At 37.1% G+C, this 25350-nt stretch carries 26 protein-coding genes; 1 reads left to right on the top strand and 25 read right to left on the bottom strand.

Going from position 1 to position 25350, the window contains the following annotated elements; all coding sequences use genetic code 11:
- Positions 1-51: 51 nt before the first annotated feature.
- The 18 genes from trmD to MKX83_RS10360 all read right to left on the bottom strand — a co-directional run bounded on the left by trmD (position 52) and on the right by MKX83_RS10360 (position 18326).
- A complete protein-coding gene (gene trmD / locus MKX83_RS10445; RefSeq protein ID WP_095369550.1) occupies positions 52-789 on the bottom strand; it encodes a tRNA (guanosine(37)-N1)-methyltransferase TrmD in 738 nt (245 codons plus the stop codon).
- Positions 789-1304, bottom strand: a complete 516-nt coding sequence (gene rimM / locus MKX83_RS10440) for a ribosome maturation factor RimM (RefSeq protein ID WP_095369551.1) — start codon at positions 1302-1304, stop codon at positions 789-791. The genes trmD and rimM overlap by 1 nt, the downstream gene beginning before the upstream one ends.
- 13 nt (positions 1305-1317) lie before the next feature.
- Complete coding sequence (locus MKX83_RS10435; RefSeq protein WP_095369552.1) at positions 1318-1704, bottom strand: YlqD family protein; 387 nt, start codon at positions 1702-1704, stop codon at positions 1318-1320.
- 113 nt (positions 1705-1817) lie between these two features.
- A complete protein-coding gene (locus MKX83_RS10430) occupies positions 1818-2045 on the bottom strand; it encodes a KH domain-containing protein (RefSeq protein WP_095373476.1) in 228 nt (75 codons plus the stop codon).
- Between the two features lie 14 nt (positions 2046-2059).
- The gene (rpsP, locus tag MKX83_RS10425) at positions 2060-2332 is read right to left on the bottom strand and encodes a 30S ribosomal protein S16 (RefSeq protein WP_095369553.1); all 273 of its coding nucleotides are present in this window, start codon (positions 2330-2332) and stop codon (positions 2060-2062) included.
- A gap of 96 nt (positions 2333-2428) precedes the next feature.
- A complete protein-coding gene (ffh, locus tag MKX83_RS10420; RefSeq protein ID WP_095369554.1) occupies positions 2429-3781 on the bottom strand; it encodes a signal recognition particle protein in 1353 nt (450 codons plus the stop codon).
- Positions 3782-3793: 12 nt separating this feature from the next.
- Positions 3794-4123, bottom strand: a complete 330-nt coding sequence (locus tag MKX83_RS10415; RefSeq protein WP_095369555.1) for a putative DNA-binding protein — start codon at positions 4121-4123, stop codon at positions 3794-3796.
- 205 nt (positions 4124-4328) lie between these two features.
- A complete protein-coding gene (gene ftsY, locus MKX83_RS10410; RefSeq protein ID WP_095369556.1) occupies positions 4329-5315 on the bottom strand; it encodes a signal recognition particle-docking protein FtsY in 987 nt (328 codons plus the stop codon).
- 88 nt (positions 5316-5403) lie between these two features.
- Complete coding sequence (gene smc / locus MKX83_RS10405; RefSeq protein ID WP_328199081.1) at positions 5404-8970, bottom strand: chromosome segregation protein SMC; 3567 nt, start codon at positions 8968-8970, stop codon at positions 5404-5406.
- A gap of 47 nt (positions 8971-9017) precedes the next feature.
- Positions 9018-9755, bottom strand: coding sequence for a ribonuclease III (gene rnc, locus MKX83_RS10400; protein ID WP_095369558.1), 738 nt, complete (start codon positions 9753-9755; stop codon positions 9018-9020).
- Positions 9756-10112: 357 nt separating this feature from the next.
- Entirely contained in the window at positions 10113-10346 is a 234-nt protein-coding gene (locus tag MKX83_RS10395) for an acyl carrier protein (protein ID WP_095369559.1), read from the bottom strand.
- Between the two features lie 132 nt (positions 10347-10478).
- Entirely contained in the window at positions 10479-11222 is a 744-nt protein-coding gene (fabG, locus tag MKX83_RS10390) for a 3-oxoacyl-[acyl-carrier-protein] reductase (RefSeq protein WP_095369560.1), read from the bottom strand.
- Positions 11219-12166 carry an ACP S-malonyltransferase gene (gene fabD, locus MKX83_RS10385; RefSeq protein WP_095369561.1) on the bottom strand — a complete coding sequence of 316 codons (948 nt, stop codon included), beginning with the start codon at positions 12164-12166 and terminating at the stop codon, positions 11219-11221. Before fabD ends, fabG begins: the two co-directional genes overlap by 4 nt.
- 15 nt (positions 12167-12181) lie before the next feature.
- Positions 12182-13171 (bottom strand): phosphate acyltransferase PlsX, encoded by a 990-nt coding sequence (gene plsX / locus MKX83_RS10380; RefSeq protein WP_341055260.1) that lies wholly within the window; start codon positions 13169-13171, stop codon positions 12182-12184.
- Positions 13172-13203: 32 nt separating this feature from the next.
- Positions 13204-13761: a transcription factor FapR gene (fapR, locus tag MKX83_RS10375; protein WP_095369563.1), complete on the bottom strand. Its 558-nt coding sequence runs from the start codon at positions 13759-13761 to the stop codon at positions 13204-13206.
- Between the two features lie 208 nt (positions 13762-13969).
- Positions 13970-16009: an ATP-dependent DNA helicase RecG gene (recG, locus tag MKX83_RS10370; protein WP_307314473.1), complete on the bottom strand. Its 2040-nt coding sequence runs from the start codon at positions 16007-16009 to the stop codon at positions 13970-13972.
- A gap of 252 nt (positions 16010-16261) precedes the next feature.
- A complete protein-coding gene (locus MKX83_RS10365; RefSeq protein ID WP_341055257.1) occupies positions 16262-17947 on the bottom strand; it encodes a DAK2 domain-containing protein in 1686 nt (561 codons plus the stop codon).
- A gap of 16 nt (positions 17948-17963) precedes the next feature.
- Positions 17964-18326, bottom strand: a complete 363-nt coding sequence (locus tag MKX83_RS10360; RefSeq protein ID WP_095369566.1) for an Asp23/Gls24 family envelope stress response protein — start codon at positions 18324-18326, stop codon at positions 17964-17966.
- Between the two features lie 406 nt (positions 18327-18732).
- Between MKX83_RS10360 and rpmB the strand changes: the two genes are divergently transcribed.
- Positions 18733-18921 (top strand): 50S ribosomal protein L28, encoded by a 189-nt coding sequence (gene rpmB / locus MKX83_RS10355; RefSeq protein WP_095369567.1) that lies wholly within the window; start codon positions 18733-18735, stop codon positions 18919-18921.
- Positions 18922-19004: 83 nt separating this feature from the next.
- Here rpmB and spoVM read toward each other — a convergent pair whose 3' ends face one another.
- The 7 genes from spoVM to rlmN all read right to left on the bottom strand — a co-directional run bounded on the left by spoVM (position 19005) and on the right by rlmN (position 25350).
- Positions 19005-19085, bottom strand: a complete 81-nt coding sequence (gene spoVM, locus MKX83_RS10350; protein WP_095369568.1) for a stage V sporulation protein SpoVM — start codon at positions 19083-19085, stop codon at positions 19005-19007.
- A gap of 90 nt (positions 19086-19175) precedes the next feature.
- Entirely contained in the window at positions 19176-19829 is a 654-nt protein-coding gene (locus MKX83_RS10345) for a thiamine diphosphokinase (RefSeq protein ID WP_328199072.1), read from the bottom strand.
- Between the two features lie 132 nt (positions 19830-19961).
- On the bottom strand, positions 19962-20606 hold the full coding sequence (rpe, locus tag MKX83_RS10340; protein WP_224938574.1) for a ribulose-phosphate 3-epimerase: 645 nt from the start codon (positions 20604-20606) through the stop codon (positions 19962-19964).
- Positions 20607-20609: 3 nt separating this feature from the next.
- Positions 20610-21494 (bottom strand): ribosome small subunit-dependent GTPase A, encoded by an 885-nt coding sequence (rsgA, locus tag MKX83_RS10335; RefSeq protein WP_095369570.1) that lies wholly within the window; start codon positions 21492-21494, stop codon positions 20610-20612.
- A gap of 15 nt (positions 21495-21509) precedes the next feature.
- Positions 21510-23501, bottom strand: a complete 1992-nt coding sequence (gene pknB / locus MKX83_RS10330) for a Stk1 family PASTA domain-containing Ser/Thr kinase (protein WP_341058610.1) — start codon at positions 23499-23501, stop codon at positions 21510-21512.
- Positions 23502-23510: 9 nt separating this feature from the next.
- On the bottom strand, positions 23511-24260 hold the full coding sequence (locus MKX83_RS10325) for a Stp1/IreP family PP2C-type Ser/Thr phosphatase (RefSeq protein WP_095369572.1): 750 nt from the start codon (positions 24258-24260) through the stop codon (positions 23511-23513).
- Positions 24261-24264: 4 nt separating this feature from the next.
- The gene (gene rlmN / locus MKX83_RS10320) at positions 24265-25350 is read right to left on the bottom strand and encodes a 23S rRNA (adenine(2503)-C(2))-methyltransferase RlmN (RefSeq protein ID WP_095369573.1); all 1086 of its coding nucleotides are present in this window, start codon (positions 25348-25350) and stop codon (positions 24265-24267) included.

Here is a 25350-nt window from a genome sequence, read left to right as displayed (position 1 = left end):
AAGCCCAAGTCACAAAGATTATAATACCATATCATCCGCAGAACATCAATGTTAAATCTGTTCTTTTTTAATTTCTTCTAACCAATTTCTTTCTTCATCAGTCAAATCTATTTGTTCAAGTAAATCAGGACGTCGTTGATACGTTCTCTTTAACGATTCCCTCTGTCGCCATTGTTCAATATGAAGGTGATTTCCTGAGGTTAATACGTCCGGGACTTTCAATCCTCGAAAATCAGCTGGTCTCGTATAATGAGGGTGTTCAAGCATCCCAGTACTAAAAGAATCTTTCATATGTGACTCTTGATTTCCTAAAACATTAGGCAATAATCTCACCACACTGTCAATGACAACCATAGCTCCTAATTCTCCACCTGTTAACACATAATCACCAATGGAAATTTCATCAGTTACAATATGTTCACGAATCCGTTCATCATAACCTTCATAATGTCCACATATAAAAATTAGATGCTCACTTTCGGCAAGCTCTTCAGCCTTTTTCTGTGTAAACCTTTCTCCTTGAGGACATAGAAGAATAACACGAGGATTTGCATCACTTTTACTCTTTATATCACTGACAGCATCAAAAATCGGCTGTGGTTTTAACACCATACCCGCTCCGCCACCATAGGGATAGTCATCGACTGTTTGATGCTTATTATCCGCATATTCCCTAAAGTTCACTACATTATAAGATGCAGCTCCTGCTTCACTTGCTTTTTTTAAGATAGAATGACCGAATACACCTGCAAACATTTCTGGAAATAGAGATAGTACATCTATTTTCATTATAATAGGCCTTCTAACAAATCGATCATAATCTTCTGATCAGCGATATTTACTTCCTTAACGACATCAGCAATATAAGGAATGAGGATTTCTTTTTTCTGCTTACCTTTAATCACCCAAACATCATTCGCACCTGGTGAAAGAATTTCTTTAATTTCACCAAGCTCTTCACCATCCATCGTGTAGACTTTACACCCAATGATTTCGTGATAATAAAACTCATCTTCTTCTAATGCACTCAATTGCGATTCATTTACCTTTAAAATGCCACCTTTAAGCTTTTCAGCTTCTTGCATACCGACAACCTCTTCAAAAGTAAGTAAATCAAAAGACTTATGTTTGCGGTGGGATGAAACTGTTAATTCTCTCCCTTGTTTATTATCAGGCATAAATAAGGTCAATTTATTTCCTGGTGAATAGCGTTCTTCTGTAAAATCTGTTCGAGAAATGACGCGAACTTCACCACGAACACCATGGGTATTTACAATTTTACCAACATTAAACCATGTTTCCATTTCATACTCACCTCTAGCGGATATCGTCAACCAATCCATCTTTAATGATAATCGTTTTTCCTTTTTCGATCTCTTCCCAATTATCTCCCTTTTCGATGGTTATTAACGATTGAACTTCTTTTTCTTTTAATTCACTTCCAAGTGGAAGCATATGTAATTGCTCTATTTGAAAATCAAGTAATTTCATTTTTTCATTTCTTGATTCTATTTCTTTATCAAAAAAGGAGCGAAGATGGCCATTTTGGGCCTTTTGGTTCTTCTCCCACTTTCTCATTTCAAACTTAAATTGATCACATTCTTTTTGTAGTTGCTGTTTTTTCCATTCATAGTTATTTAATAATTCCTGTTTACTCGTTTCAGTTAAAACTTGTTTCACAGTAACCGTTTGAATAATTTGCAAGATCAACCAGCCTCCATTCAATAATAGAATGTGAAATTTTGTTTAATGGTGAAAAAAGGAGGGTATCCCCTCCTTTCTCATGTTTGTTTATTCAGCTATATCGATAGAATCGATTATTTAATTTCTAAGAAAATCTTTTTTTCTTGAGAAGTACCTGCTGCATAAACAACAGTTCTTATCGCTTTTGCAATGCGCCCTTGCTTACCAATTACCTTCCCCATGTCATTCTTGTTGACAGAAAGCAAATAGGTCACCGCTCGGTTTTCTTCACGAATACTCACTTGAATATCTTCAGGAAAATCAACCAGGGGCTTCACAATTGTCTCGATAAGGTCCTTGATCATAAGTTAATCACTTATTTTGCATGCTTTGCATTATGGAATTTTTCCATAATACCAGCATTTGAGAATAAGTTACGAACCGTATCAGACGGTTTAGCACCATCTTGTAACCATTTAAGCGCTAGTTCTTCATTGATATCAACACTTGCTGGTTGAGCAACTGGATTATAAGTTCCTACTGTTTCAATGAAACGTCCATCACGTGGTGAACGAGAATCAGCTACTACAATACGATAGAAAGGAGATTTTTTAGCTCCCATACGTTTTAAACGAATTTTTACTGCCATTTTTAAAGCACCTCCGAATAGTTTCACACAAGATAGTATATTATCAGATACTACCCTGGTTTGTAAAGGTTTTTTTCTTTACATAGTATTTTTTTATTAAAAAGGGTTAAAAGGAAGCTTTAAACCGCCCTTTTTCTTCCCTTTTTGTTGCATTCCTGACATCTGTTTCATCATTTTTTTCATTTCTTCAAACTGCTTCAGTAAGCGATTGACCTCAGGGACCGTTCGCCCACTACCTTTTGCAATTCGTTTTCTTCTACCTGCATTAATGATCTCAGGCTGACTTTTTTCTTCTTGTGTCATTGATTGAATAATGGCTTCAACATGGGCAATTTGTTTATCATCAATTTTTAAGTTATTCAGCCCTTTTACCTTGTTTGCACCAGGCATCATCTTTAATAATTCATCAAGTGGCCCCATCGTCTTCACTTGACCAAGTTGCTCTAGAAAATCATCAAGCGTGAACGAAGCTGTACGCATTTTCTTTTCTAGCTCTTTCGCTTTTTCCTCATCTACATTAGCTTGCGCCTTTTCAATAAGTGAAAGCACGTCACCCATACCTAAAATTCTTTGGGCCATTCTCTCTGGATGAAAAGCTTCAATTGCATCTAACTTCTCACCAAGTCCAATAAATTTAATCGGTGTTTCCGTGACTGAGCGAATAGATAGTGCTGCTCCACCACGGGTATCACCATCTAATTTAGTTAATACCACACCAGTGAGCCCGAGCTGTTCGTTAAAACTAGACGCTACATTAACAGCATCTTGTCCCGTCATTGCATCAACTACAAGGAAGATTTCGTCTGGATTTGTCAAGTCCTTTACATCTTTAAGCTCAGTCATCAGGGTTTCATCCACATGTAAACGACCAGCTGTATCGATTAGCACATAATCATGATGGTCTTCCTTCGCTTTAGCAATGGCTTGTTTGGCAATTTCAACAGGACTAACTTGATCTCCTAAGGAAAACACAGGCATATTAATTTGCTTACCCAATGTCTCCAATTGCTTAATAGCCGCTGGTCGATAAATATCAGCTGCCACTAACATTGGATTACGGTTATATTTCTTCCTTAATAAGTTTGCAAGCTTTCCTGTCGTTGTCGTCTTACCTGCCCCTTGTAACCCAACCATCATAATAACAGTTGGTGGACGATTGCTAACAGCGATTTTACTTTGTTCGCCGCCCATAAGCTCTGTTAATTCTTCTTTAACAATTTTGATGACTTGTTGTCCTGGAGTCAGACTTTTCATTACATCTTGTCCGACAGCACGTTCGCTTACCTTTTTAACGAATTGTTTAACTACTTTAAAGTTAACATCGGCTTCAAGTAATGCTAAGCGAACTTCACGCATCATTTCCTTTACATCCGCTTCACTTACTTTTCCTTTTCCACGGATTTTTTGAATTGTATTCTGCAGTCGGTCGGCTAAACCTTCAAATGCCATGCACGCCGCCTCCTAATCTAATTTCTCAAGCTCTTCCAGCAAGGCTTCATATTGTTCTTTTAAGCTTTCTGGTTGAAAATTACTCTTTAATTTTGCAATAATTTTAGCGCGCTCTTGAAATTTATGAAACAATAATAACTTCTCTTCGTATTCCTCAAGCATCGCTTCTGTACGCTTTATGTTATCATAAACTGCCTGACGGCTCACGTGATACTCTTCTGCAATTTCACCTAAGGAGTAGTCATCAAGATAATAAAGGGACATATAGCTGCTTTGTTTTGGTGTTAACAACGATTGATAGAAATCATACAAATAATTCATTCTCGTTGTTTTTTCAAGCATCTCTAAACCCCCTTGTTAAGTGAAAAGCCTTTACAATGTAAAGTTTACCTATCACACACTGAATTGTCAAGCATAGACTGACTTTTATAGTGTGTCAACTTATATATAAGCTATATTAGTGAGCCAAGCTTCCGTCATTTTAAAATAACCGATTTCATTAAGTAAAGCTCATTGCATTCTTCAGCAATGAGCTTTGTTCTTATTCTTATTCTTCTGCTTCAACCATTTCGGCAAATAATCCATACACATATTGTTCTGCATTGAATGTTTGTAAATCATCCATTTTCTCACCTAAACCAACTAATTTCACTGGGATTTCCAACTCATTTCGAATGGCCAAGACGATGCCGCCTTTAGCTGTTCCGTCTAATTTCGTTAAAACAATACCTGTTACATTTGTCGCTTCTTTAAACGTTTTCGCTTGAACCATTGCGTTTTGCCCAGTTGTCGCATCTAAAGCTAACAGAACTTCATGAGGTGCACCTGGTACTTCTCGTTCAATGACACGTTTTACTTTTTCAAGTTCTTTCATTAAATTCACTTTGTTTTGCAGGCGACCAGCTGTATCACAAATAAGTACATCTGCTTTTCTTGACTTTGCTGCCTGTACAGCATCAAACATCACTGCAGCAGGGTCAGATCCTGCCCCTTGTTTAATTACTTCAACTCCGACTCTTTCGCCCCATACTTCAAGCTGTTCAATCGCCCCAGCACGGAACGTATCTCCTGCGGCTAACATGACCTTTTTTCCTTCCCCTTTTAGCTTATGAGCAAGTTTTCCTATTGTCGTTGTTTTCCCCACACCATTGACGCCGACAAACAACATAACTGTTAGACCATCGTCTTGAATATTTAAATCTGCAGAAGATTCGCCTGCTCTTTCATAAATATCAATTAATTTTTCAGAAATAACTGCATGGACCTCTTTCGGATCTTGAATATTTTTTCTTTTCACTTCCATCTTTAATTCTTCTACTAATGTCATGACAGTATCAAAACCAACATCTGCTTGGATAAGAATTTCTTCTAATTCTTCGAAGAAATCTTCATCCACTTTACGATATCTTGCAACTAAATCATTAACTTTGCCAGAGAAATTATCTCTTGTCTTTGATAACCCGTCTTTAAATTTCTCTGTAACAGTATCCGTTTGTGAAGTGATTTTTTCTTTCAACCTCTTAAAAAAACTCATTTTCATAACTCCAATCTGCTAATAATTACTATTAATATGTATGAGGATAAGCCCCACTAACTAATTACTAATGGGACTTATCATTATGTTAGCTCATCGCCATCTCTTTTGTTTCTTCAAGCCTTACAGATACCATTTTTGAAACGCCGGATTCTTGCATCGTAACACCATACAATACATCCGCTTCCTCCATTGTTCCTTTTCTGTGAGTAATCACAATGAACTGTGTTTCATGGCTATAGTTTCTTAAGTACTTCGCATAGCGGTGCACATTAGCTTCATCTAAGGCTGCCTCTACTTCATCTAATATACAAAATGGGACAGGCCGGACTTTTAATATAGAAAATAATAACGCAATCGCAGTTAAAGCTCTTTCTCCACCAGATAAAAGCCCTAAATTTTGCAGCTTTTTACCTGGTGGTTGCGCGACGATATCAATACCAGTATTTAATAAGTCCTCAGGATTTGTAAACTTAAGATCTGCACGTCCCCCACCAAATAATGATTGAAAAACAGATTCAAAGTGGAAACGAATTCCTTCAAATGTTTCTTGAAATCTCCTTTTCATTTCCACATCCATCTCATCTATGACTTGGAAAAGCGTGTCTTTTGCAGCTAGTAAATCGTTCTGCTGTTCTAATAAAAACTCGTAACGTTCTGAAACACGTTCATATTCATCAATGGCACCTAAATTAACCGTGCCAAGTTCATCTATTGCTAATTTGATTAACTTTACCTTTTTGCGTGCATCTTCCACATCAATACTTAGTGGGAATGCCTCTTTCGCTGCTTCATAAGAGAGCATATATTCTTCACGCAAATGTGTTAAACGGGTCTCTAACTCTACGTCTAATCGATTAATTTTCACTTCAAGATCTTTTAATCCTTCTACTCTTCCTTTATGAAGACGTTTTAACTCTTTTAACTCCACTTCGATATCTTCAAGTACTGTTTGCAATGAAAATCTTTCTTCTCTGCGTTTAGCGATTAATTCAATCGTTTGATTCTTATCTTCACGCTTTCTCATTGCTTCTTCTTCGAGATGTTGTTCTCCTGAGGAATTATTGGTCATTTCTGATGATAATAAATGCAAGTCATCTATAACGAGTTGTAATTTCTCTTCTGTGTCTGCTTTTTCTGAGACGATTGAACGCAAACGATCTTGTGCAGATTTTAGTTGCTCACTTTTAGAAGCAAATTGCACCTTTAATTCGTTTATCTCTTCTTGTAAGCTTTCTTTTGACGTTTGTTGTACATTCTTTAATTGCGTTAATTCTTTAATTTGGTTATCTAATGAGATAATTTCTTCAGCATAATTTCGCAGTATTTCTGTTAATTCGTTTTCTCGATTGACGAAGCGGCTTTTCTCTTCAACAAATTGTGCCTTATCCAGGTCATACAAAGAAAGGCGATCATTTACTCTTTTCTCTTCATACTCCATATCTTTAAGGAGACCAAGACGGCTTTGCTCTTCTTCGCGTAATTGTTCTCCCTTTTGCTTAAGCGTTTCTAATATATGCTCAGCATCTTTGAACTGTTGCTTCATTTTCTTCACACGTGCCTCAAGTTCTTTTGTTTGCTGATCCATATGAGTGATTTTATCATTCAAATCATCCAGCTCATTTTTTCTACTTAATATCGATGATTTATTCTGTTTAACCGCTCCGCCTGTCATTGAGCCACCAGGATTAACGATATCACCATCGAGTGTGACTATTCGTACGCGATACCCTAATAGCTTGGCTAGCGTATTAGCTCCTTTTAAATCACTGGCAATTATTACGTTGCCTAGTAAGCTTTCAATAGCAGGAGCATATTTAGCATCATATTGCAGTAAAGAAGCAGCTGTCCCTATGTACGCTTCGTGTTCTTTCACAATTTTTAATTGCGCTTCATTCAATGTTTTCTTTTTTAACACATCAAGTGGCAAGAAAGTCGCTCTACCATAGGATTGGCTCTTTAAATATTGAATGGCTTTTCGCCCATCAGCTTCTGTCTGCACAACGATATGCTGCATTGCCGCGCCTAACGCAACTTCCATTGCAGTTTGATATTCTTTAGGAACTTCAATTAACTCCGCCACTGCTCCTTCAATACCAGTAAGGCGATTGTTTCTTTCTTTCAGTACTTCTTTCACACCTTGGAAAAACCCGGAATAATCTTCTTTCAACTCTTCCAACATTTCTTTTCTAGACTGTGCTTGTTGTAGAAATTGAATGGCTTGATAGTATTTCTTTTCATCCTTTTCATAGGTTTGTTGCAACATTTCATATTCTTTTTGCTTTTGCCTATATTGGTGTATATGGTTGTCTAACTGTGCCTTAACTGCCTCATGATCATGCAATAACGCCGCTTTACGTTCGAGCAATACTTCTCTTTCCTCAATATATCGACTATTATCACCAATCAACTTTTCTTCACGCGTTGCTTGTTGCGTAAGTTGTTTTTGCAACATCTGCTGTTCATTCTTTGCTGCTGCTTCAGTATTTAAAAGATCAATATACTCACTTTTTAAGTTCTCAATTTGTTCATCAATATCAACGCTATATAACTTCAACTGTTCTAACTTCTCGGAAAGTTGTTTTTCATAAGTAGAGGCCTCAGACTTTAAAGCAAGCGTTTTTTGATCTTGTTCTTGTCTTAACTTTTTAAGTTCCTCTACACGTATGGTTAATACTTCTTTGTTTTTTTGTAACTGTTCTTTGTTTTGCGAAGCATTTTTCTTTCTTTCCTTAAGCACTTCTTTACGACCTTCAAGTTTTTCTAATGCTTCACTCGCATGGAGGAGTACTTCTTGTAATTCATTAACTGATTCATCCAATGCGACTGTGCGGTCTCGTACTTCAGCAATTTTCGCTTCTTTCGTTTGTACCTCTGCTGAAAGGGCTATTTCTTGCTGTTGCTGTTGATCAAAATCATTCGAGTGCTGTTCCCATTTTTTATGCAAATCCTCTATTTCATAAACTGTTAAACCGACTTCAAACTGTTCAAGCTCCTCTTTCTGCTGTAAATAATCTTTAGCAATAGAAGCTTGCATCTTCAATGGTTCAACTTGGGTTTCTAATTCGTGAAGAATATCGTTTACCCTGTTTAGATTATCTTTTGTTTCACTTAGTTTGACTTCCGCCTTCTTTTTACGTGTTTTATATTTTAAAACACCTGCAGCCTCTTCAAAAATCGTTCTTCTTTCTTCCGGCTTACTATTAAGAATTTCCTCTACTCTTCCTTGGCTTATGATCGAAAATGCTTCTCTCCCTAGCCCCGAATCCATAAATAACTCAACAATATCCTTTAATCTACAAGGTTGTTTATTAATTAAATATTCACTATCTCCCGAACGAAAAACCCTTCTTGTTACACTAACTTCACTGTAGTCAAGTGGTAAAAATTGATCATGATTATCTAGCGTTAAAGTAACTTCTGCATAGTTTAATGGTTTGCGTGTATCACTACCTGCAAAAATAACATCACCCATTTTCACGCCACGTAACGATTTAGCTGATTGTTCACCTAATACCCAACGGATGGCATCCGTAATATTACTTTTACCACTTCCATTAGGGCCAACAACTGCAGTTACACCAGTAACGAAATCAACTGTTACTCGTTCAGCAAAAGATTTAAAACCGACGATATCGAGTTGCTTTAAAAACAAAATTCTGCTCCTCCCTTACTAAATCTCCTTTTCACCTTTATAAAGATTTAGTTCACATGGTTTTTAAGTACTTCTAATGCCATTTGCGCTGCATGTTGTTCCGCTTGTTTTTTTGAACGACCTGTACCAGTTCCAAGCTCTTCACCGTTTAGATAAACAGTTGACTCAAATTCACGATTATGAGCCGGTCCCTTTTCCTGCAGAATCTTATATTCAATCATTCCCGCTGAATCTCTCTGCACTAATTCTTGTAATTGGCTTTTAAAATCCATTACATGAGAAAATGCGCCAGAGTCTATCTTAGGAAAAACATATTTTTCTAAGAAGCAAACAACAACATCAATCCCTTGGTCTAAATATAGTGCTCCAATAAAGGCTTCAAAGACATCAGCTAATAGTGCCGGACGCATTCTCCCCCCAGTCATTTCCTCTCCTTTGCCTAGTAAAACATATTGGCCAAAATCTCTTTCATTAGCAAATTCAACCAAGGAAGGTTCACACACGACCGCTGCTCTTAATTTTGTTAATTCACCTTCACTCATCATCGGATATTTAATATAGAGAAATTTGGATACTGTTAATTCCAATACCGCATCTCCTAAAAATTCGAGTCGTTCATTATCTTCATGAGGCTTTCTTCGATGCTCATTCACATATGAAGAATGAGTAAAAGCTTGTCTTAATAATTTTTCGTTTTTAAATTCAATAGATAATACCTGTTGTAATTCTTTAAACTTCTTTTCATCCGCACGTTTTCTTTTCTCTTTTTCTTTGTAATTACGCATTTTAACAGCCACCTTGTACCTTAAATAAATTTATCCTAAATGGTGATAACCACACATATTTGTCTACATTATTAGACGTGGTTTATTACTGATGACAAACCTTATCTTTTTATATACATCATTCTCTCTTAGTTTAAGCAATTTTACATAAAAACACAAAGAAACTTGGCAGAAAGAATTCTTAACCAAGTTTAAAGCGCTAATGAGGATAAATCTGGATGTACTTACTGTCCGTCACTACCTGATTAACTCAAGTCACGGCGGACAATAAGCACAAAAGTGACATCTGGCTCATTAACTGCTATTTATATAGAAAGATTGAGTGAGGGATATCCCTCACTCATACTTATCTAACGATTAGTTTTTTGCTTTTATGTAATTTACAGCGTCACCCACTGTTACAATTTTTTCAGCATCATCGTCAGAGATTTCCATATCAAACTCATCTTCTAATTCCATTACTAGTTCAACTACATCTAGGGAATCAGCACCAAGATCATCTTTGAAAGACGCTTCTTCTTTTACTTCTGCTTCATCAACACCAAGACGATCAACAACGATTTTTGTTACACGTTCTAATACTTCTGCCATGCTTGTTCACCTCCCCTCAAGATATTATAGATGAAAGTTAATAAATACGAAAGATGTTTTTAGTAAATGCAACAATCACGTAATCATAAATCTTTCATTTATATGTAAACCCTTTAAAAAAGGACTTACTGTTTACATATACATACCACCATCAACATGCAAAGTTTGACCAGTCATATACTTACTATCTTCAGAAGCAAGGAAGTTAACTACTTTTGCAATATCTTTTGGCTCTCCGAATGTTGCCAGTGGAATATTAGCAAGCATTTGCTCTTTAATTTCTGCATTTAATTCATCGGTCATTTCTGTCGTAATAAACCCAGGTGCAATCGCATTAACCGTAATGCCTCTCGATGCTAATTCTTTGGCTGTTGTTTTAGTTAAGCCGATGACACCAGATTTAGCAGCTACGTAATTTGCTTGGCCTGGATTTCCTGTTGTTCCAACAATAGAGGAAATATTAATAATGCGTCCGCTCCGCTGCTTCATCATTTGTCTAGTTACAGCCTTCGTGCACAGAAATACTCCCTTAAGATTGGTATTGATGACAGCGTCCCATTCATCTTCCTTCATTCTCATCAATAGGTTATCCTTTGTAATGCCTGCATTATTCACTAGAATATCAATACGGCCAAAATGTTCGATGACCGTTTTAATCATATTTGTAACTGATTCACTATTAGAAACATCACATTGAATTGCAAATGCTTCTGACCCTAATGATTTAATTTCATCAACTACTTCATTGGCTCTCGCCTCACTACCTGCATAATTGACAGCTACTTTTGCCCCTTCTCTGGCAAGCTCTAAAGCTATTTCCCTACCAATCCCTCTAGAAGCACCGGTTACAATTGCAATTTTATTTGATAACTTCATTTTGCAGCCTCCTTTATGGCTTCGATAGTTGACTCAATGGACTTACTATCAGAAATAGCAAAAAGTTGAACATTACGGTCTACCTTTTTGATAAGGCCTGATAAAACCTTTCCAGGTCCAATTTCAATAAAAGTATCTACACCTAAAGCAAGTAACTTCCTTACAGTATCCTCCCAAAGAACAGGTGAATATAATTGTTGCAATAGCTTTTCTTTGATTTCTCCAGACGCAGTGATTGGCGTTGCTGAAACATTCGCAATCACTGGCACACTTGCATCCTGTAATTTGATTTCATCTAATACGCTTAATAGACGATCAGCTGCTGGTCTCATTAGTTGCGAATGGAAGGGACCGCTTACTTCTAATGGTAATACTCTTTTCGCACCTGCCATCTTTGCTTCTACGCCAGCTAGTTCTACACCTTGTTTTGTACCGGAAATGACAATTTGTCCAGGTGAATTCAAATTGGCTAATTGTACAGAATGACCTGATTCAGTAATCTTATCGGTAATAGCTTGCAGTGCTTCTCTTTCCATACCAAGAACTGCAGCCATTGTCCCTTCTCCATTAGGAACAGCATCTTCCATAAATTCACCACGTTTATGAACAGCATAAACACCGTCAGTAAAAGAAATGGCTTCTGCTGCAACAAGTGCTGAATATTCTCCTAAACTATGGCCAGCAACATAATCTGCTGTGATGCCAGATTGTTTGAATGCTTCCAAAACCGCGATGCTTGTTGTTAACAATGCCGGTTGAGCATTCATCGTTTGCGTCAACTGTTCTTGTGGGCCTTCGAAAATAAGTTGTGAAAGAGAGTATCCTAAACGTTCATCAGCTTGTTTAAATAATTTTAAAACGTTCTCATTCTCATCAGCTAGTGATTTCCCCATTCCAACAGTTTGTGAACCTTGTCCTGGAAAAACAAATGCAATTTTCCCCATATTATCCGCCTCCCATTATGATTGAATTTCAAGCGACGCTTTCACTTTTTCAGCTACTTCATGCTCTACCATAATTCTTGTCTGCTTTACAGCACTGTACAAAGCATTGCGATCAGACGATCCATGTGCTTTAATAACTGGTGCCTTTAGTCCAAATAATGCTGCTCCACCATATTCAGAGTAGTCCATTTTTCCTTTCAACTCTTTCAGATCAGGCTTTAATACTGCTGCAGCTAGTTTTGATTTCAGATTACTTGTCATTGCCGTTTTCAACATTTTAAACAGACTCATCGCTGTCCCTTCAATGGTCTTTAATACCATATTGCCAGTAAAACCATCGGTCACTACCACATCTGCTACGCCATTTAGTAAATCACGCGCTTCAACATTTCCAATAAAATTGATATCAGCTTGTTGCAATTTAGTAAAAGTATCCTTTGTTAGTTCGCTTCCTTTTTTCTCCTCTGTACCAATATTCAACAAACCAACTCTAGGGTTCTTAACTCCTCTTACCTTCTCTGCATAAATCGCCCCCATCAAGGCATACTGCGTTAAATGCTCAGGTTTAGCATCGACATTTGCTCCTACATCTAAAAGTAAGAAACCTTCTCCTCCTATGGTTGGCAAAGTAGGGGCTAGCGCTGGTCTTTCAATCCCTTCAATTCTACCAACTACAAATAATCCAGCAGCCATTAAGGCTCCAGTATTACCTGCAGATATACAAGCATCAGCCTTACCATCTGCAACAAGTTGTGCAGCTAACACCATTGATGCTTGTTTTTTTCTTCTTACAGCGCGAACAGGTTCATCAGTGCCCAAAATCATTTCGTTCGTATGAAGCACTTGAATTCTGTCATCATTTGATGTCAAATATTTTCTAATCTCATCTTCATTACCTACTAAAGTAATTTCAATATCATTGAAGTCTAACGCAGCCTTCATAGCACCATCAACAATTTCCTCTGGTGCATTGTCACCACCCATTGCATCTATGGCAATTTTCACATCTATTCATCCTTTAGTCTCATTTAATATTTTTATTGATGCGAGCGATACATATCAAACTCACCTTTAAAAACACATTCATTATGTACGGTACTTATAACCTCTATCTTTGTCCGATCGTTATCGATACTTATCACTTTCGCTTTACATACTACTCGTTCCCCTTGCTTTACCGAGCGAGTAAAGTGAATATTTGCTTTCGCTGTTAAGGCAAGGTCATCATTAATAACCGCGACCGCTAAAGAGTTTGCTTGAGCAAATAAGTGATGTCCACGCGCAATTTGATTTCGTTTAAAAACGTGCTCCTCTTTGACATCGAATATAGAAATGGCTACATTATCTAACTCAATATCAATGATTTCCCCTATTACTTCCTCGATAGGCAGCGCGACAACCTCGTCCTCAAAATTTTTTTCAGCGACTGTTTTTATTCTTTCTCTCAATTCAGGTATTGAGAGCTCTAACCGATCAAGCCTAATCGTCTGCACACTGACAGAAAACTTATCGGCTAAATCTTCATCCGTAATGAATGGGTTCTCTTTTATCGTTTCTACTAACAATGATTGTCGTTGCTTTTTATTTCTTTTCATTTTTTATACACCGTCCAAGAAAATTAAGACTAGGTACTAATAGTAGTATATAATTATAGCTATTATATTGCAAGAAGTAATTATTGCTACTATTGACCTTTTAAAGTCTTAAGCTTACTAGCGAGCATCTAGGCAATGTTTACCTCAAACTATTTATTCAAATAGATAGCTGCTTCTAGTCCGCATATCTCCTTTCATTCCCTTTTTATTAATCTAACTTCTCACCTTCAAGCACACCATTATCCCTTAAGTAATCCCTCAATATTTGATATTTTTTTTCATACCAAAAGCTATCTGTCTGAATTAATTGAGTAGCATCATTTCTTGCCACTTCAAGCGCACGGTAATCATGCACCATGTCAGCTACCTTGAATTCAGGAAGCCCACTTTGCTTGCGACCAAAAAAATCACCTGGACCACGTAGCTCTAAATCCTTCTCACTTAAAACAAACCCATCATTCGTTTCTGTCATAATCCGCATTCTTTCTTTACCAACTTCTGACTTAGGATCAGCTAGTAATATACAATAGGACTGTTTATCTCCTCTACCAACTCTTCCTCTTAATTGATGAAGCGTAGCTAGCCCAAAACGATCAGCATCGTAGATGAGCATCATTGTGGCATTCGGTACATTGACACCTACCTCAACCACAGTTGTAGATACTAGTACTTGCGTCTGATTGTCACTAAACTTCTTCATCACATCTTCTTTCTCATCAGGGTGTAGACGCCCGTGCATTAAACCAACTTTATACCTATCCTGAAAATATTGCATAAGAATAGTGTGGACATCAATTGCATTTTGGACATCAAGTTTCTCTGATTCTTCAATGAGTGGGCAAATCACATAAGCTTGCTGTCCTCCACGCAATTCTTTCTCCATAAAGCCTAATACCCTTTCTAACATATCTAGTTTTGCCCAATACGTTTCTATTACTTTCCTACCTGCTGGCATTTCATCAATGATGGATACATCCATTTCGCCAAATGCGGTTATGGCCAAAGTTCTCGGTATCGGCGTCGCAGTCATGAATAACACGTTAGGGTTTTCACCCTTTTGTCTTAATACACGACGCTGCTCAACACCAAAGCGATGTTGTTCATCTGTAATAACAAGTCCTAATTTTTTAAAAACAACTTCCGTTTGAATAAGCGCATGTGTACCAATAACAATATCAATGTTACCAGCCTCTAATTCTGCAAGTAGTTCTCTTCTCTTTTTCCCCTTCACTGAACTTGTTAATCTTTCAATCCTTATTGGATAATTCGCAAACATCATAGCCAGTGATTCTGCATGTTGTTCAGCTAAAATCTCTGTTGGTACCATTAATGCACCTTGATAACCCGCACTATTAGCAGCGAATAACATAATAGCAGCAACTGCTGTTTTACCTGATCCAACATCACCTTGAAGCAGTCGATTCATACGATAGTTAGATTTCATATCAAAGAGAATTTCATTGACAACTCTTTTTTGTGCACCCGTCAGTTCAAATGGAAGTGTATCTATAAATGACTTTAAGCGTTGCAGATCATAATCAATGTTCACACCTGCACTACTTTCTCTTTCTATTTTTCGTAATGCTTGGATTTTTAATTGGAAATAAAAGAACTCTTCATATACTAACCTTCTTCTTGCTTGCTTTAGCATTTCCGGAGTATCAGGATAATGTAATGTACGAATCGCTTTTTCACGCGCCATCAACCGATATGCCCCAATATATTCTGAAGGTAGTGTTTCTACTATATCGTGTCCGTATTGATCAAGTGCGTGCTTAATATAGCGACGTAAAGACTTCACTGTGACTTTGCCTTTAACAGCATAAACAGGTTCAAATGCATTCGTTTGCGTAACCTCACCTTTGCTGAGTTTACCTAGTGTAATCGTTTGGCGATGTTGGTCCCACTTTCCCGTAATAGTAACTGTATCATTTAATTCTATTTGTTTTTTTAAATATGGTTGATTAAAAGCAATTACTTGTATGAGGTAGCGATCGACTAAAACTCTAAATGTTAAGCGCGAACGTTTACGTCCATAAAAACTAAGTGTGGGCTGTGAATGGACCTTCCCCTCAACTGTAATTCTTTCTTCATGTTTGATTTCACTTAAATCTTTTAGACGATAATCTTCATAACGAAAAGGCAAGTATTCAATCAAGTCGCCTACAGTGGTGATCCCCATATCTTTCAGATTATCTGCAGCAGATTGACCCAACCCCTTTATATGATCTACTTTGTCACTTAACATACTTGACCCTCCTTTTCAAAACAGCCTTTCTTTACGAGAAATAAAGAAAACTCGCCCTTTTGGCGAGCACTAAGGCGAAGACAGAGGCATAGTTTCATAAACCAAATGATTAAATAACTAACCTCTAATTACCCTCCTAACCATCGATATCAAATTCCAATTGCAGTAAGTAGGAGAAGGCAGTGAGTCATTTGATGAAAAAAGACCACGGGAGCAGTGTAAAAGAAGCTACCCATGGTCATTCTCTTCTATTTATTCTACCGAGAAGATAAATGCATATAATGGTTGTTTGCCGTCGTGCACTTCTACTTCGACATCATCATACTTCTCTTCTATATAGTTAAGAATTACTTCTACATCTTCTTTTGAGGCATCTTCACCTTGAATAATTGTGACAATTTCCGAATCTTCATCTATCATCTGGTCAATTAAACTTTTAGCAGATTGAAGCTTATCCTTATCTTTAACGATTATTTTGCCTTCTTCAATCCCCATAAAGTCGCCTTTTTCAATCTCAAGACCATCGATACTCGTATCACGGACTGCGAAAGTGATCTGACCTGTTTTCACATGCGATAACGCTTCAGACATATAATCCTTATTCTCTGATAGTTCCGCGGATGGATTAAAGGCAAGTAGCGCACTCATTCCTTGAGGAACCGTTTTGGAAGGAACAACAATGGCATCGGTTTCTGATACTTCACACGCCTGTTCAGCAGCCATAATAATATTTTTATTATTTGGTAAGATAATTACTTTTTCTGCATTCACTTCTTCAATCGCCTTGACAATATCCTCTGTGCTTGGATTCATTGTTTGGCCGCCTTCAATTACTACATGCGCCCCAATACTACGGAAAACCTCAGCAATTCCGCTTCCCATTGAAACAGTGATCACTCCGTATTCACGTTTTTCTTTGGGAACTTTAGCATCATTTTGTGATGCGGAAGCCTTTTCATCTTCGTCAAGAATGTTTGTGTGCTGCAAACGCATATTCTCGATCTTCATATTAATAAGATTTCCGTACTTTTGTCCATAGGATAAGCAATCCCCTGGTTGTTCAGAATGAATATGAACCTTCACAAGGTTTTCATCAGCAATCACAAGTAGGGAATCACCATATTGACTTAAGTCTTGACGGAATTTGTCTTCAGAGAATGGATTCGTAGCTATCTTCTCAGATTCAAATCTAACCATAAATTCTGTACAGTATCCGAATACAATATCTTCTGTATTCATATGGCTCTGTACACTTTTATGATGTTCCGCACTTACAAGCTCCTCCATTTTCGGAAGAGATGCACTGGAGTCAGGTAATGCTTCTCCTTTTAATTCTGCTAGAAAGCCTTCATATACAAAAAGTAGACCTTGTCCACCACTATCAACTACCCCTACTTCTTTTAACACTGGTAGTAGCTCTGGTGTACGCTCAAGAGAAGCTTTAGCTTCATTAACGATTGCTTGCATAATTTGAACAATATCATCTTCTGTTTGTGCTACTTGTACTGCTTTGTTTCCAGCATCTTTCGCAACAGTTAATATTGTTCCTTCAACAGGTTTCATCACCGCTTTATAAGCAGTTTCTACACCCGCTTCAAATGCAGATGCAAATTCAAGTCCATTTACACTTTCTTTCTGCTCAATATGCTTTGCGAACCCACGAAAAAGCTGAGAGAGAATTACACCAGAGTTACCACGAGCGCCCATTAATAGACCCTTTGAAAGAGCAACCCCAACTTTACCAATATGATTGGTTGTTATATTTTTAACTTCCTTTGCACCAGAAGTCATTGACAAGTTCATATTTGTCCCAGTATCACCATCTGGAACAGGGAAAACATTCAATGCATCTACATAATTCGCATTTGTAGATAAATGATTAGCTCCTTGGACAATCATTTTCGCAAATTGTTTTCCTTCTAAAACTTTAATTGACACGAAATTTTCCTCCTCATTACGGGTTCGTTACACGAACACCTTGAACAAAAATATTAACAGACTCAGTACTTAGACCGACTGTTTGATCTAAAGTGTATTTAACTTTGGATTGCACATTATGAGCAACTTCAGAAATTTTCGTTCCGTAGCTAACAATAATATACATGTCGATATGTACTTCATCTTCTTCCTGACGCACGATGACACCTTTAGTAAAGTTTTCTTTACGCAGGATTTCAGATAAGCCGTCTTTTATTTGATGTTTAGAGGCCATGCCAACAATACCATAGCAGTCGACTGCTGCTCCTCCTGCAATTGTCGCAATTACGTCATTTGAGATATCAATTTGCCCGTAGTTATTCTTTAGTTCGATGGACATTTTGTTGTTCCCCCTTCTGGTAAATTACTGCTTCTTCTTAGCTAGTCTTCGTTTTCATTGTGAATATCTAATGAATGACAATCATTGTTTGATGAAGCCATGGAACGAATAGACGCATGTACTACACTTTTCATAAAGAATATTTTACTATACATGTAAGCATTTTAAAAGCCATACTTACCTCTTTCATATTATAACGTATTTTCACAGCATATATGTCAAGGTTTTTTTCTTGATAGAATAGAGGCAAACTATTGCATTGTAGGTGTTTGTATGATAAATTATTAAAGTATCTTTTTAGTATGAAATTAGTGCGAGCTACTTTCATATTAAGTTAGATGTAACTGACAATTGTGATCGAAACATGAAAATAATGATGTCATGTTTTAGTAAGGAGGGAATATAGATGCCACGCCAATGTGTAATTACTGGAAAGAAAACAAAAACAGGTAATGCTCGTTCTCATGCGATGAATGCTAACAAACGTACTTGGGGTGCTAACCTACAAAAAGTACGCATTCTTGTAGACGGTAAACCTAAACGTGTATGGGTTTCTGCAAGAGCTTTGAAATCAGGTAAAGTTGAACGCGTATAATGAATGAGAGGGTACCAGTATTGGTACCCTCTTTTTTTATACAATATTCGCACTAAAGACGTTAGAAAAAAAGATTGTACTCTTTACTCCTTTTTAAATGTCCCTAGCATCGCCCTCACAATGCCTCCCAAAAATTTAGGCAGCTTGATTGTATAAAATCTCATTTAAGTCCCTCCTCAAAGTCTCACACCTTAAGTAATAAACGTACGCACTACTTCTTTTTATTCATATTAGAACAAAGGAATCAATATTAGTTATTTTTCATCCTTACTTCTTATCACCATTAATATGCCTTTATCAAAAGAAAAAGTACCATTATCATCAATAAGTTCATTACTTATACAAAGAGTTGACCCTAAAGGTACGAAGTGATTAGTTAATGGGTACTTGAATCCCGTTAATGTCAAGTTCCTCACGTTTTCTGTTACCGGAATAAAAGATATATATGGATAAGATGATTCCTTAGCAATTTGATAATGGCCGCTCTTTTTAACCATAATTTGATTTTGTTTATCAACTAAACGAATAGGTACTAGAATGTCATTTAGAAGTGGTTGAATTAACAGTTGAGTATTAGCAAAAAAATGATCTAATCTCCCACCTGTGGCTCCAAATACCGTAATTTCTTCTGGCTTTTGTTCGATCGCCCATAAAAGTGCTAGTTCCATATCCGTTTCATCCTTTTCCGGTTTTACCCTTTGTAGATGAGGAACATGCTGCTTAATCATACTGTACTGACTTTCATCAACTGAATCAAAATCTCCAAATGCATAATCAATTGCGATTCCCTTTTTAATTAATGTATAGGCGCCACGGTCAACACCTATCCATAATACTTCATCAAAACAATAGTCATTGAGATTGGGTAGATACTGTTGTGGTCCCCCTGCTAATATATTGATTTTCATCTCTACGCCCTCCACTTTTCCTTACCTTTTAGGTTATGAACTATTTATTCTTTTAATTGTTAACTATCGTAAAATGCAAGAAACATAAGAAAAGCTGACTCTAAGTATAATCTTAAAATCAGCTTTTTCAGGTCAATTCCGCAGTCTAGCGATTGCTTCTTTACGGTCTTGTTTATTATAAACGGCAGAGCCTGCTACTAAAACATTCGCTCCTGCAGCAATGCATTTTTTTGCAGTCTCCTCATTTACCCCACCATCCACTTCGATTTCGAGAGAGGGGTTAGATGTTTTACTCCATTCTTTTACTTCAGCAATTTTAGGTAAAACATTTTCAATGAATGATTGTCCACCAAAGCCAGGGTTCACAGTCATCAATAACACCATATCAACATCAGTTATCACATGCTTAATCGCTTCGACAGGTGTCGCTGGGTTAATCACAACTCCTGCTTTAACACCCAAGGATTTAATGAGATGTATTGTACGATGAAGGTGTTTACACGCCTCAGCATGAACAGTAATAATATCTGCTCCTGCTGAGGCGAAGCTTGGAATATATTGATCAGGGTTTTCTATCATAAGATGAACATCTAATGGTAGGTTCGTTATCGGTCTAATGGCTTCAACAATTAACGGACCAATCGTAATGTTAGGAACAAAGTGACCATCCATCACATCTACATGAATATAATCCGCTCCCCCACGTTCGACATCAAGAATTTCTTCTCCTAATTTAGAAAAATCTGCAGATAAAATCGATGGTGCAATTTTTACCATGCGTTAATACCTCGGCTTTCTGTCTCTTATTTCGTCTATAAAAGTAATATAATGCTCATAGCGATAACGTGGCAAATCTCCAGATTCTATAGCTTGTTTAACTGCACATTTAGGTTCCTTCAAATGCATGCAACCTCTGAATTTACATGAGCTGCTTAGTTCTTGGATGTCAGGGAAATAATTTTGTAAGTCCTCTTGCTCAATTTCAGTAAACTCTAAAGAGCTAAAACCCGGTGTATCAGCAACAAGTCCACCATTAATCTCAATGAGCTCCACATGTCTTGTTGTATGTTTTCCTCTCCCTAAATGAGAGGATATATCGTCTGTTTTTAATTGCAAATCAGGACGTAATACATTTAAAAGTGAAGATTTACCAACACCTGATTGACCAGCAAATACGGATATTTCTCCCGTAATGAAAGGATAAAGATCCTCAATCCCTTCCGCCGTTTCGGACGAAGTCAAAACAACTTTATAGCCTGCTTTTCGATAGTTATCAGCATATACAGCTAGTGTTTCTTGTTCCTCTTTACTTGCCAAATCCATCTTAGTGATACAAATAATAGGCGTAATATGATTCGATTCTACCAGGACAAGAAAACGATCTAATAACGCTGTACTAAAGGTAGGTTCAACACTTGAGAAAATGAGAAAAGCTTGATCTACATTCGCTATAGGTGGGCGAATAAGTTCATTTTTACGCTTTTTCACTTCTAAAATATACCCTTCTTTATCATTTTCTGCTTGATAGTGTACTTCATCTCCGACTAATGGAGTTATTTTATTTTTACGAAAGACACCACGTCCACGACATTGGATGATTTCTTTATCCTTGTTCAAAACATAATAAAAGCCACTTAAAGCTTTTATGATTTTGCCTTCTGGCATAGTAGTCCTCCTACATCACTGTTCATACGGAACATTTTCTTGAATAATCATTTGTCCATCCCTCATAATTTGGTAAGAAGCGGTTTCTCCTGGTTGTATTTGCAGTGAAAAGGAAATAACTCGATCTTCAGTAATATGAATCGTATTAAATGGCTCATCAATATTGTTGTCCATATCTTCTATAAAGATTTGTACTTCTTGAGGTTGTCCGACATTATCAGGATTTGGCTTATACGGTACATTCACTTCTCTTTTCACTTCTACAGGAACTTGTTCCGGCCCACTTGATAGATAAACTTTTACTGTGTCCCCGTCATTTAAAGATGCTCCAGCTCCAGGTTCCTGCCGAATGACCTCACCTTGAGCAATCTCAGCATGATGCTCTTCTCCAGCTACTTCAATTGTTAATCCACTAGATGCTTCGTATTCTGCTAGGGCCTTATCATTATAACCGGTTAAATCTTTTAATTCTATCGGTTCCTCCCCTTTGCTGACGACAAAGATGAGCTCTTCTTCTTGGGGAATCACTTCTTCTCCGGGATCAATATTCTGTTCTAGAATTGTTCCCTTTGCTTCCTCACTAAATTCTTCTTCTGATTGGATAGATTGGAAACCCTCTTCTTTTAGTAACTCTTCTATATCACTATATGGGCGACCAGTAAAATCCTCCATTGAATAGCGTTCTTTACCGATACTTTCATAAATATTTACTGCTGTTCCTTCTTTCTGTGTCCTCCCTGCTCTCGGTTCGGTTCTTATAACTTCCCCTGCTTTCACTTCATCATTGTTTTGTTCGATTTCTTCACCAATCGTAAATCCTTCTTCTTGTATCAATGTTTTCGCGTCATCAACGCTCATATTTGATACATCTGGTACAGTAACATCATCAGGTGAAAGCATCTCAGGTAAAACAGTGACGGAAAGAACAAATAGCACAACTAATAGAACAAAAGTAGATATAAGGATCATTGGACCTTTTTTTCGTTTTTTCTTCTTTTTCGTATCTTCTTTTTCTTTTTTTGGACTTTCCTTTTTTACAATAGGTACAGGACTATCTTCATTTTTTTCTTCAATTTTATGAATAATCGTTTCGTCAGTAGGATGGTACATTTTATCTGCAGTAATGATCGGAATTGCTTTTGTAGCATCATCGTCATCAGGTACAGTAAACTTTCTTTCGTTCATCCTCTCTTCATTCAAAGATGTAGAGAGGTCTTCTTCCATTTCATCGGCACTATTATAGCGATGGAAAGGGTCCTTTGCTGTTGCCTTCAATACGATATTTTCAACACTTTGTGGTATATCTGGGTTCCATCTTCTTAAGGAAGGCGTTTCTGATTGCAAGTGTTTCAATGCAATAGAAACAGCTGATTCTCCTGAAAACGGTAATCTTCCAGTTAACAGCTCAAACATGACAATCCCTAATGAATATATATCTGATTTACGGTTTGCCATACCGCCTCTTGCTTGTTCTGGTGATAAATAATGAACCGACCCTAATACGGAATTCGTCTGGGTAATGCTAGTTGCACTTAGAGCCATTGCAATTCCAAAATCAGTAATTTTTATCTTGCCTTCATGATCAATTAAGATATTATGTGGTTTAATATCACGATGAATAATCTGGTTTTGATGGGCGTGAGAAATAGCTGATGTCAGCTGTTTCATAATATCAATCGCTGTTTCCAAAGGGACAGGCCCGTTTTTTTGTATGTATTGTTTTAATGTTTGACCGTCAACATATTCCATGACGATGTAATATAGGGTATCTTCTTCTCCAACATCATAAATCGTCACAATATTTTGGTGAGTTAGGCTTGTAGCTGATTGAGCTTCACGGTGAAATCGTTTAATAAACTCATCATCTTCAGCGAAGTCTAGACGCAACATCTTTAATGCCACGTTTCGATCTAGAATCATATCATGAGCTAAATAAACGTTGGCCATGCCGCCTCCACCGACCATTTCCAAAATTTTATAACGGCCGTTTATACGCTTACCAATCATCAACGTTTATCACCCTCTCTCACAATCATCTGCATACTCGATGATTACGAGGGTAATATTATCTTCCCCTCCATTTTCATTTGCTCTTTTAATCAACTCAGTAGCTTTCTCCTCTAATGAGTCATTTCCATTTATAATCGATTCCATCTCTTGTTCTGAAACTTTGTTTGACAAACCATCAGAGCATAGCAATAGTCTATCATCTTCCTCAAAAATAATTGTTTTAATATCTTGGTTTACATCTTCTTCCGTACCGAGCACACGTAACACTAAATTTTTCATCGGATGATTTTCAGCATCCTCTTTTGTAATTTGCCCTGACCGAAGCAGTTCATTAACAAGGGAATGGTCGTCAGTTAGCTGCTGAAAACCCGCTTCATTTCTAATATAACACCGGCTATCACCTACGTTTACAATCGTAGCAAATCGACTAGTACAAATAGCAGCAACAACGGTCGTACCCATACCTTCACATTCAGTTACTTCTTTACTGTGAGCATATATAGCCTTATTGGTTTCATTAATATGGTCATGCAACCACTTTTCTGCTTGGTCCGCGGTTTCAATCTTTGGTGCAAGCAGCCACATAGATTTTAGCTTTTCCTTGGCCATTTCACTAGCTACATCACCAGCTCGGTGACCGCCCATACCATCAGCTACAATAGCTAAGCGATCACCACTGGCGTTTGTAAAAATGCCACCATTATCTTCATTTCGCTGACGAAGTTTCCCTACATCAGTCATAAAAACAGCCTTCATACTGTCACCTCGTTTCTTCTTTTCTCTCCTTTGCACGAAGTTGTCCACATGCTGCATCAATATCATGACCTTGTTCTCTACGGATGGTCACATTAACCCCACGATTTTTCAAAGCCTTTTCAAATTGAAAAATCTGCTCTCTAGGAGTTCTTACATAGTCTCTCTCAGGTACGTAATTGACTGGGATTAAGTTAATATGACACTTCAATCCTTTAACGAGATCAGCAAGCTCTTCTGCATGCTCTACTTGATCATTGACTCCTCCAAATAAACCATATTCAAAACTTACACGTCTACCTGTCTTGTTCACATAATAATGAATAGCTTCCATTAAATCGGGCAATTTATAAGCGCGGTTGATTGGCATTAATCTTCCTCTTATATCATTATTAGGGGCATGCAAGCTGACAGCAAAATTGATTTGCATATTTTCATCAGCAAATTTATAGATTTTCGGGATAATTCCGCTTGTAGATACAGTGATATGTCTAGCACCAATATTCAAGCCATCATCATGATTAATAATTTTCAAGAAAGACATCATTTGATCATAATTATCAAACGGTTCCCCAATACCCATAATGACAACAGAACTTACTCTTTCATCTGTTTCATCTAACGCTTGTTGTACTTTTACGACTTGAGCAACGATTTCTCCTGCTTCTAGATGACGTTTTAATCCTCCTAAAGTCGAGGCACAAAATGTACAACCAATACGACACCCTACCTGTGTTGTAACACAAACAGAATTACCGTATTCATGACGCATTAAAACCGTCTCAATTGAATAGCCATCGTGTAACTCAAATAAAAATTTAATCGTGCCATCAGTAGATTGTTGCTGAATAATCGTTTTTAATGTTGTTAAAGTAAATGAAGCATCGAGCTTTTCTCGCAAACTTTTTGATAAATTTGTCATATCATCGAAGTTTGTTACTCTTTTTGTATATAACCAATCAAAAATTTGACTTGCGCGGAATGCTTTTTCATTATTTTCTTTTAACCAGTCCTTTAGTTCGTCTAATTGTAATGAATAAATGGATGGTTGATGATTCGTTTCTGTATTTTTCTTTGTTGCACTTCTTTCCAT

It is taken from the genome of Cytobacillus sp. FSL M8-0252 (genome assembly GCF_038007345.1).
In the GTDB taxonomy this organism is placed as follows: Bacteria; Bacillota; Bacilli; order Bacillales; family Cytobacillaceae; genus Cytobacillus; species Cytobacillus kochii.
This window is presented reverse-complemented; position numbering and strand designations above follow the sequence as displayed.

What these genes read in the sequence shown, in the direction of transcription:
- rpmB (WP_095369567.1), top strand. Translation starts at nt 18,733, where the DNA reads ATGCCACGCCAATGTGTAATTACTGGAAAGAAAACAAAAACAGGTAAT.
- MKX83_RS10360 (WP_095369566.1), bottom strand. Translation starts at nt 18,326, where the DNA reads ATGTCCATCGAACTAAAGAATAACTACGGGCAAATTGATATCTCAAAT.
- ffh (WP_095369554.1), bottom strand. Translation starts at nt 3,781, where the DNA reads ATGGCATTTGAAGGTTTAGCCGACCGACTGCAGAATACAATTCAAAAA.
- MKX83_RS10345 (WP_328199072.1), bottom strand. Translation starts at nt 19,829, where the DNA reads ATGAAAATCAATATATTAGCAGGGGGACCACAACAGTATCTACCCAAT.
- fabG (WP_095369560.1), bottom strand. Translation starts at nt 11,222, where the DNA reads ATGAAGTTATCAAATAAAATTGCAATTGTAACCGGTGCTTCTAGAGGG.
- pknB (WP_341058610.1), bottom strand. Translation starts at nt 23,501, where the DNA reads ATGATTGGTAAGCGTATAAACGGCCGTTATAAAATTTTGGAAATGGTC.
- fabD (WP_095369561.1), bottom strand. Translation starts at nt 12,166, where the DNA reads ATGGGGAAAATTGCATTTGTTTTTCCAGGACAAGGTTCACAAACTGTT.
- fapR (WP_095369563.1), bottom strand. Translation starts at nt 13,761, where the DNA reads ATGAAAAGAAATAAAAAGCAACGACAATCATTGTTAGTAGAAACGATA.
- recG (WP_307314473.1), bottom strand. Translation starts at nt 16,009, where the DNA reads ATGTTAAGTGACAAAGTAGATCATATAAAGGGGTTGGGTCAATCTGCT.
- trmD (WP_095369550.1), bottom strand. Translation starts at nt 789, where the DNA reads ATGAAAATAGATGTACTATCTCTATTTCCAGAAATGTTTGCAGGTGTA.
- rnc (WP_095369558.1), bottom strand. Translation starts at nt 9,755, where the DNA reads ATGCGTAATTACAAAGAAAAAGAGAAAAGAAAACGTGCGGATGAAAAG.
- spoVM (WP_095369568.1), bottom strand. Translation starts at nt 19,085, where the DNA reads ATGAGATTTTATACAATCAAGCTGCCTAAATTTTTGGGAGGCATTGTG.
- rsgA (WP_095369570.1), bottom strand. Translation starts at nt 21,494, where the DNA reads ATGCCAGAAGGCAAAATCATAAAAGCTTTAAGTGGCTTTTATTATGTT.
- ftsY (WP_095369556.1), bottom strand. Translation starts at nt 5,315, where the DNA reads ATGAGTTTTTTTAAGAGGTTGAAAGAAAAAATCACTTCACAAACGGAT.
- rlmN (WP_095369573.1), bottom strand. Translation starts at nt 25,350, where the DNA reads ATGGAAAGAAGTGCAACAAAGAAAAATACAGAAACGAATCATCAACCA.
- MKX83_RS10325 (WP_095369572.1), bottom strand. Translation starts at nt 24,260, where the DNA reads ATGAAGGCTGTTTTTATGACTGATGTAGGGAAACTTCGTCAGCGAAAT.
- rimM (WP_095369551.1), bottom strand. Translation starts at nt 1,304, where the DNA reads ATGGAAACATGGTTTAATGTTGGTAAAATTGTAAATACCCATGGTGTT.
- rpsP (WP_095369553.1), bottom strand. Translation starts at nt 2,332, where the DNA reads ATGGCAGTAAAAATTCGTTTAAAACGTATGGGAGCTAAAAAATCTCCT.
- MKX83_RS10415 (WP_095369555.1), bottom strand. Translation starts at nt 4,123, where the DNA reads ATGCTTGAAAAAACAACGAGAATGAATTATTTGTATGATTTCTATCAA.
- rpe (WP_224938574.1), bottom strand. Translation starts at nt 20,606, where the DNA reads ATGGTAAAAATTGCACCATCGATTTTATCTGCAGATTTTTCTAAATTA.
- MKX83_RS10395 (WP_095369559.1), bottom strand. Translation starts at nt 10,346, where the DNA reads ATGGCAGAAGTATTAGAACGTGTAACAAAAATCGTTGTTGATCGTCTT.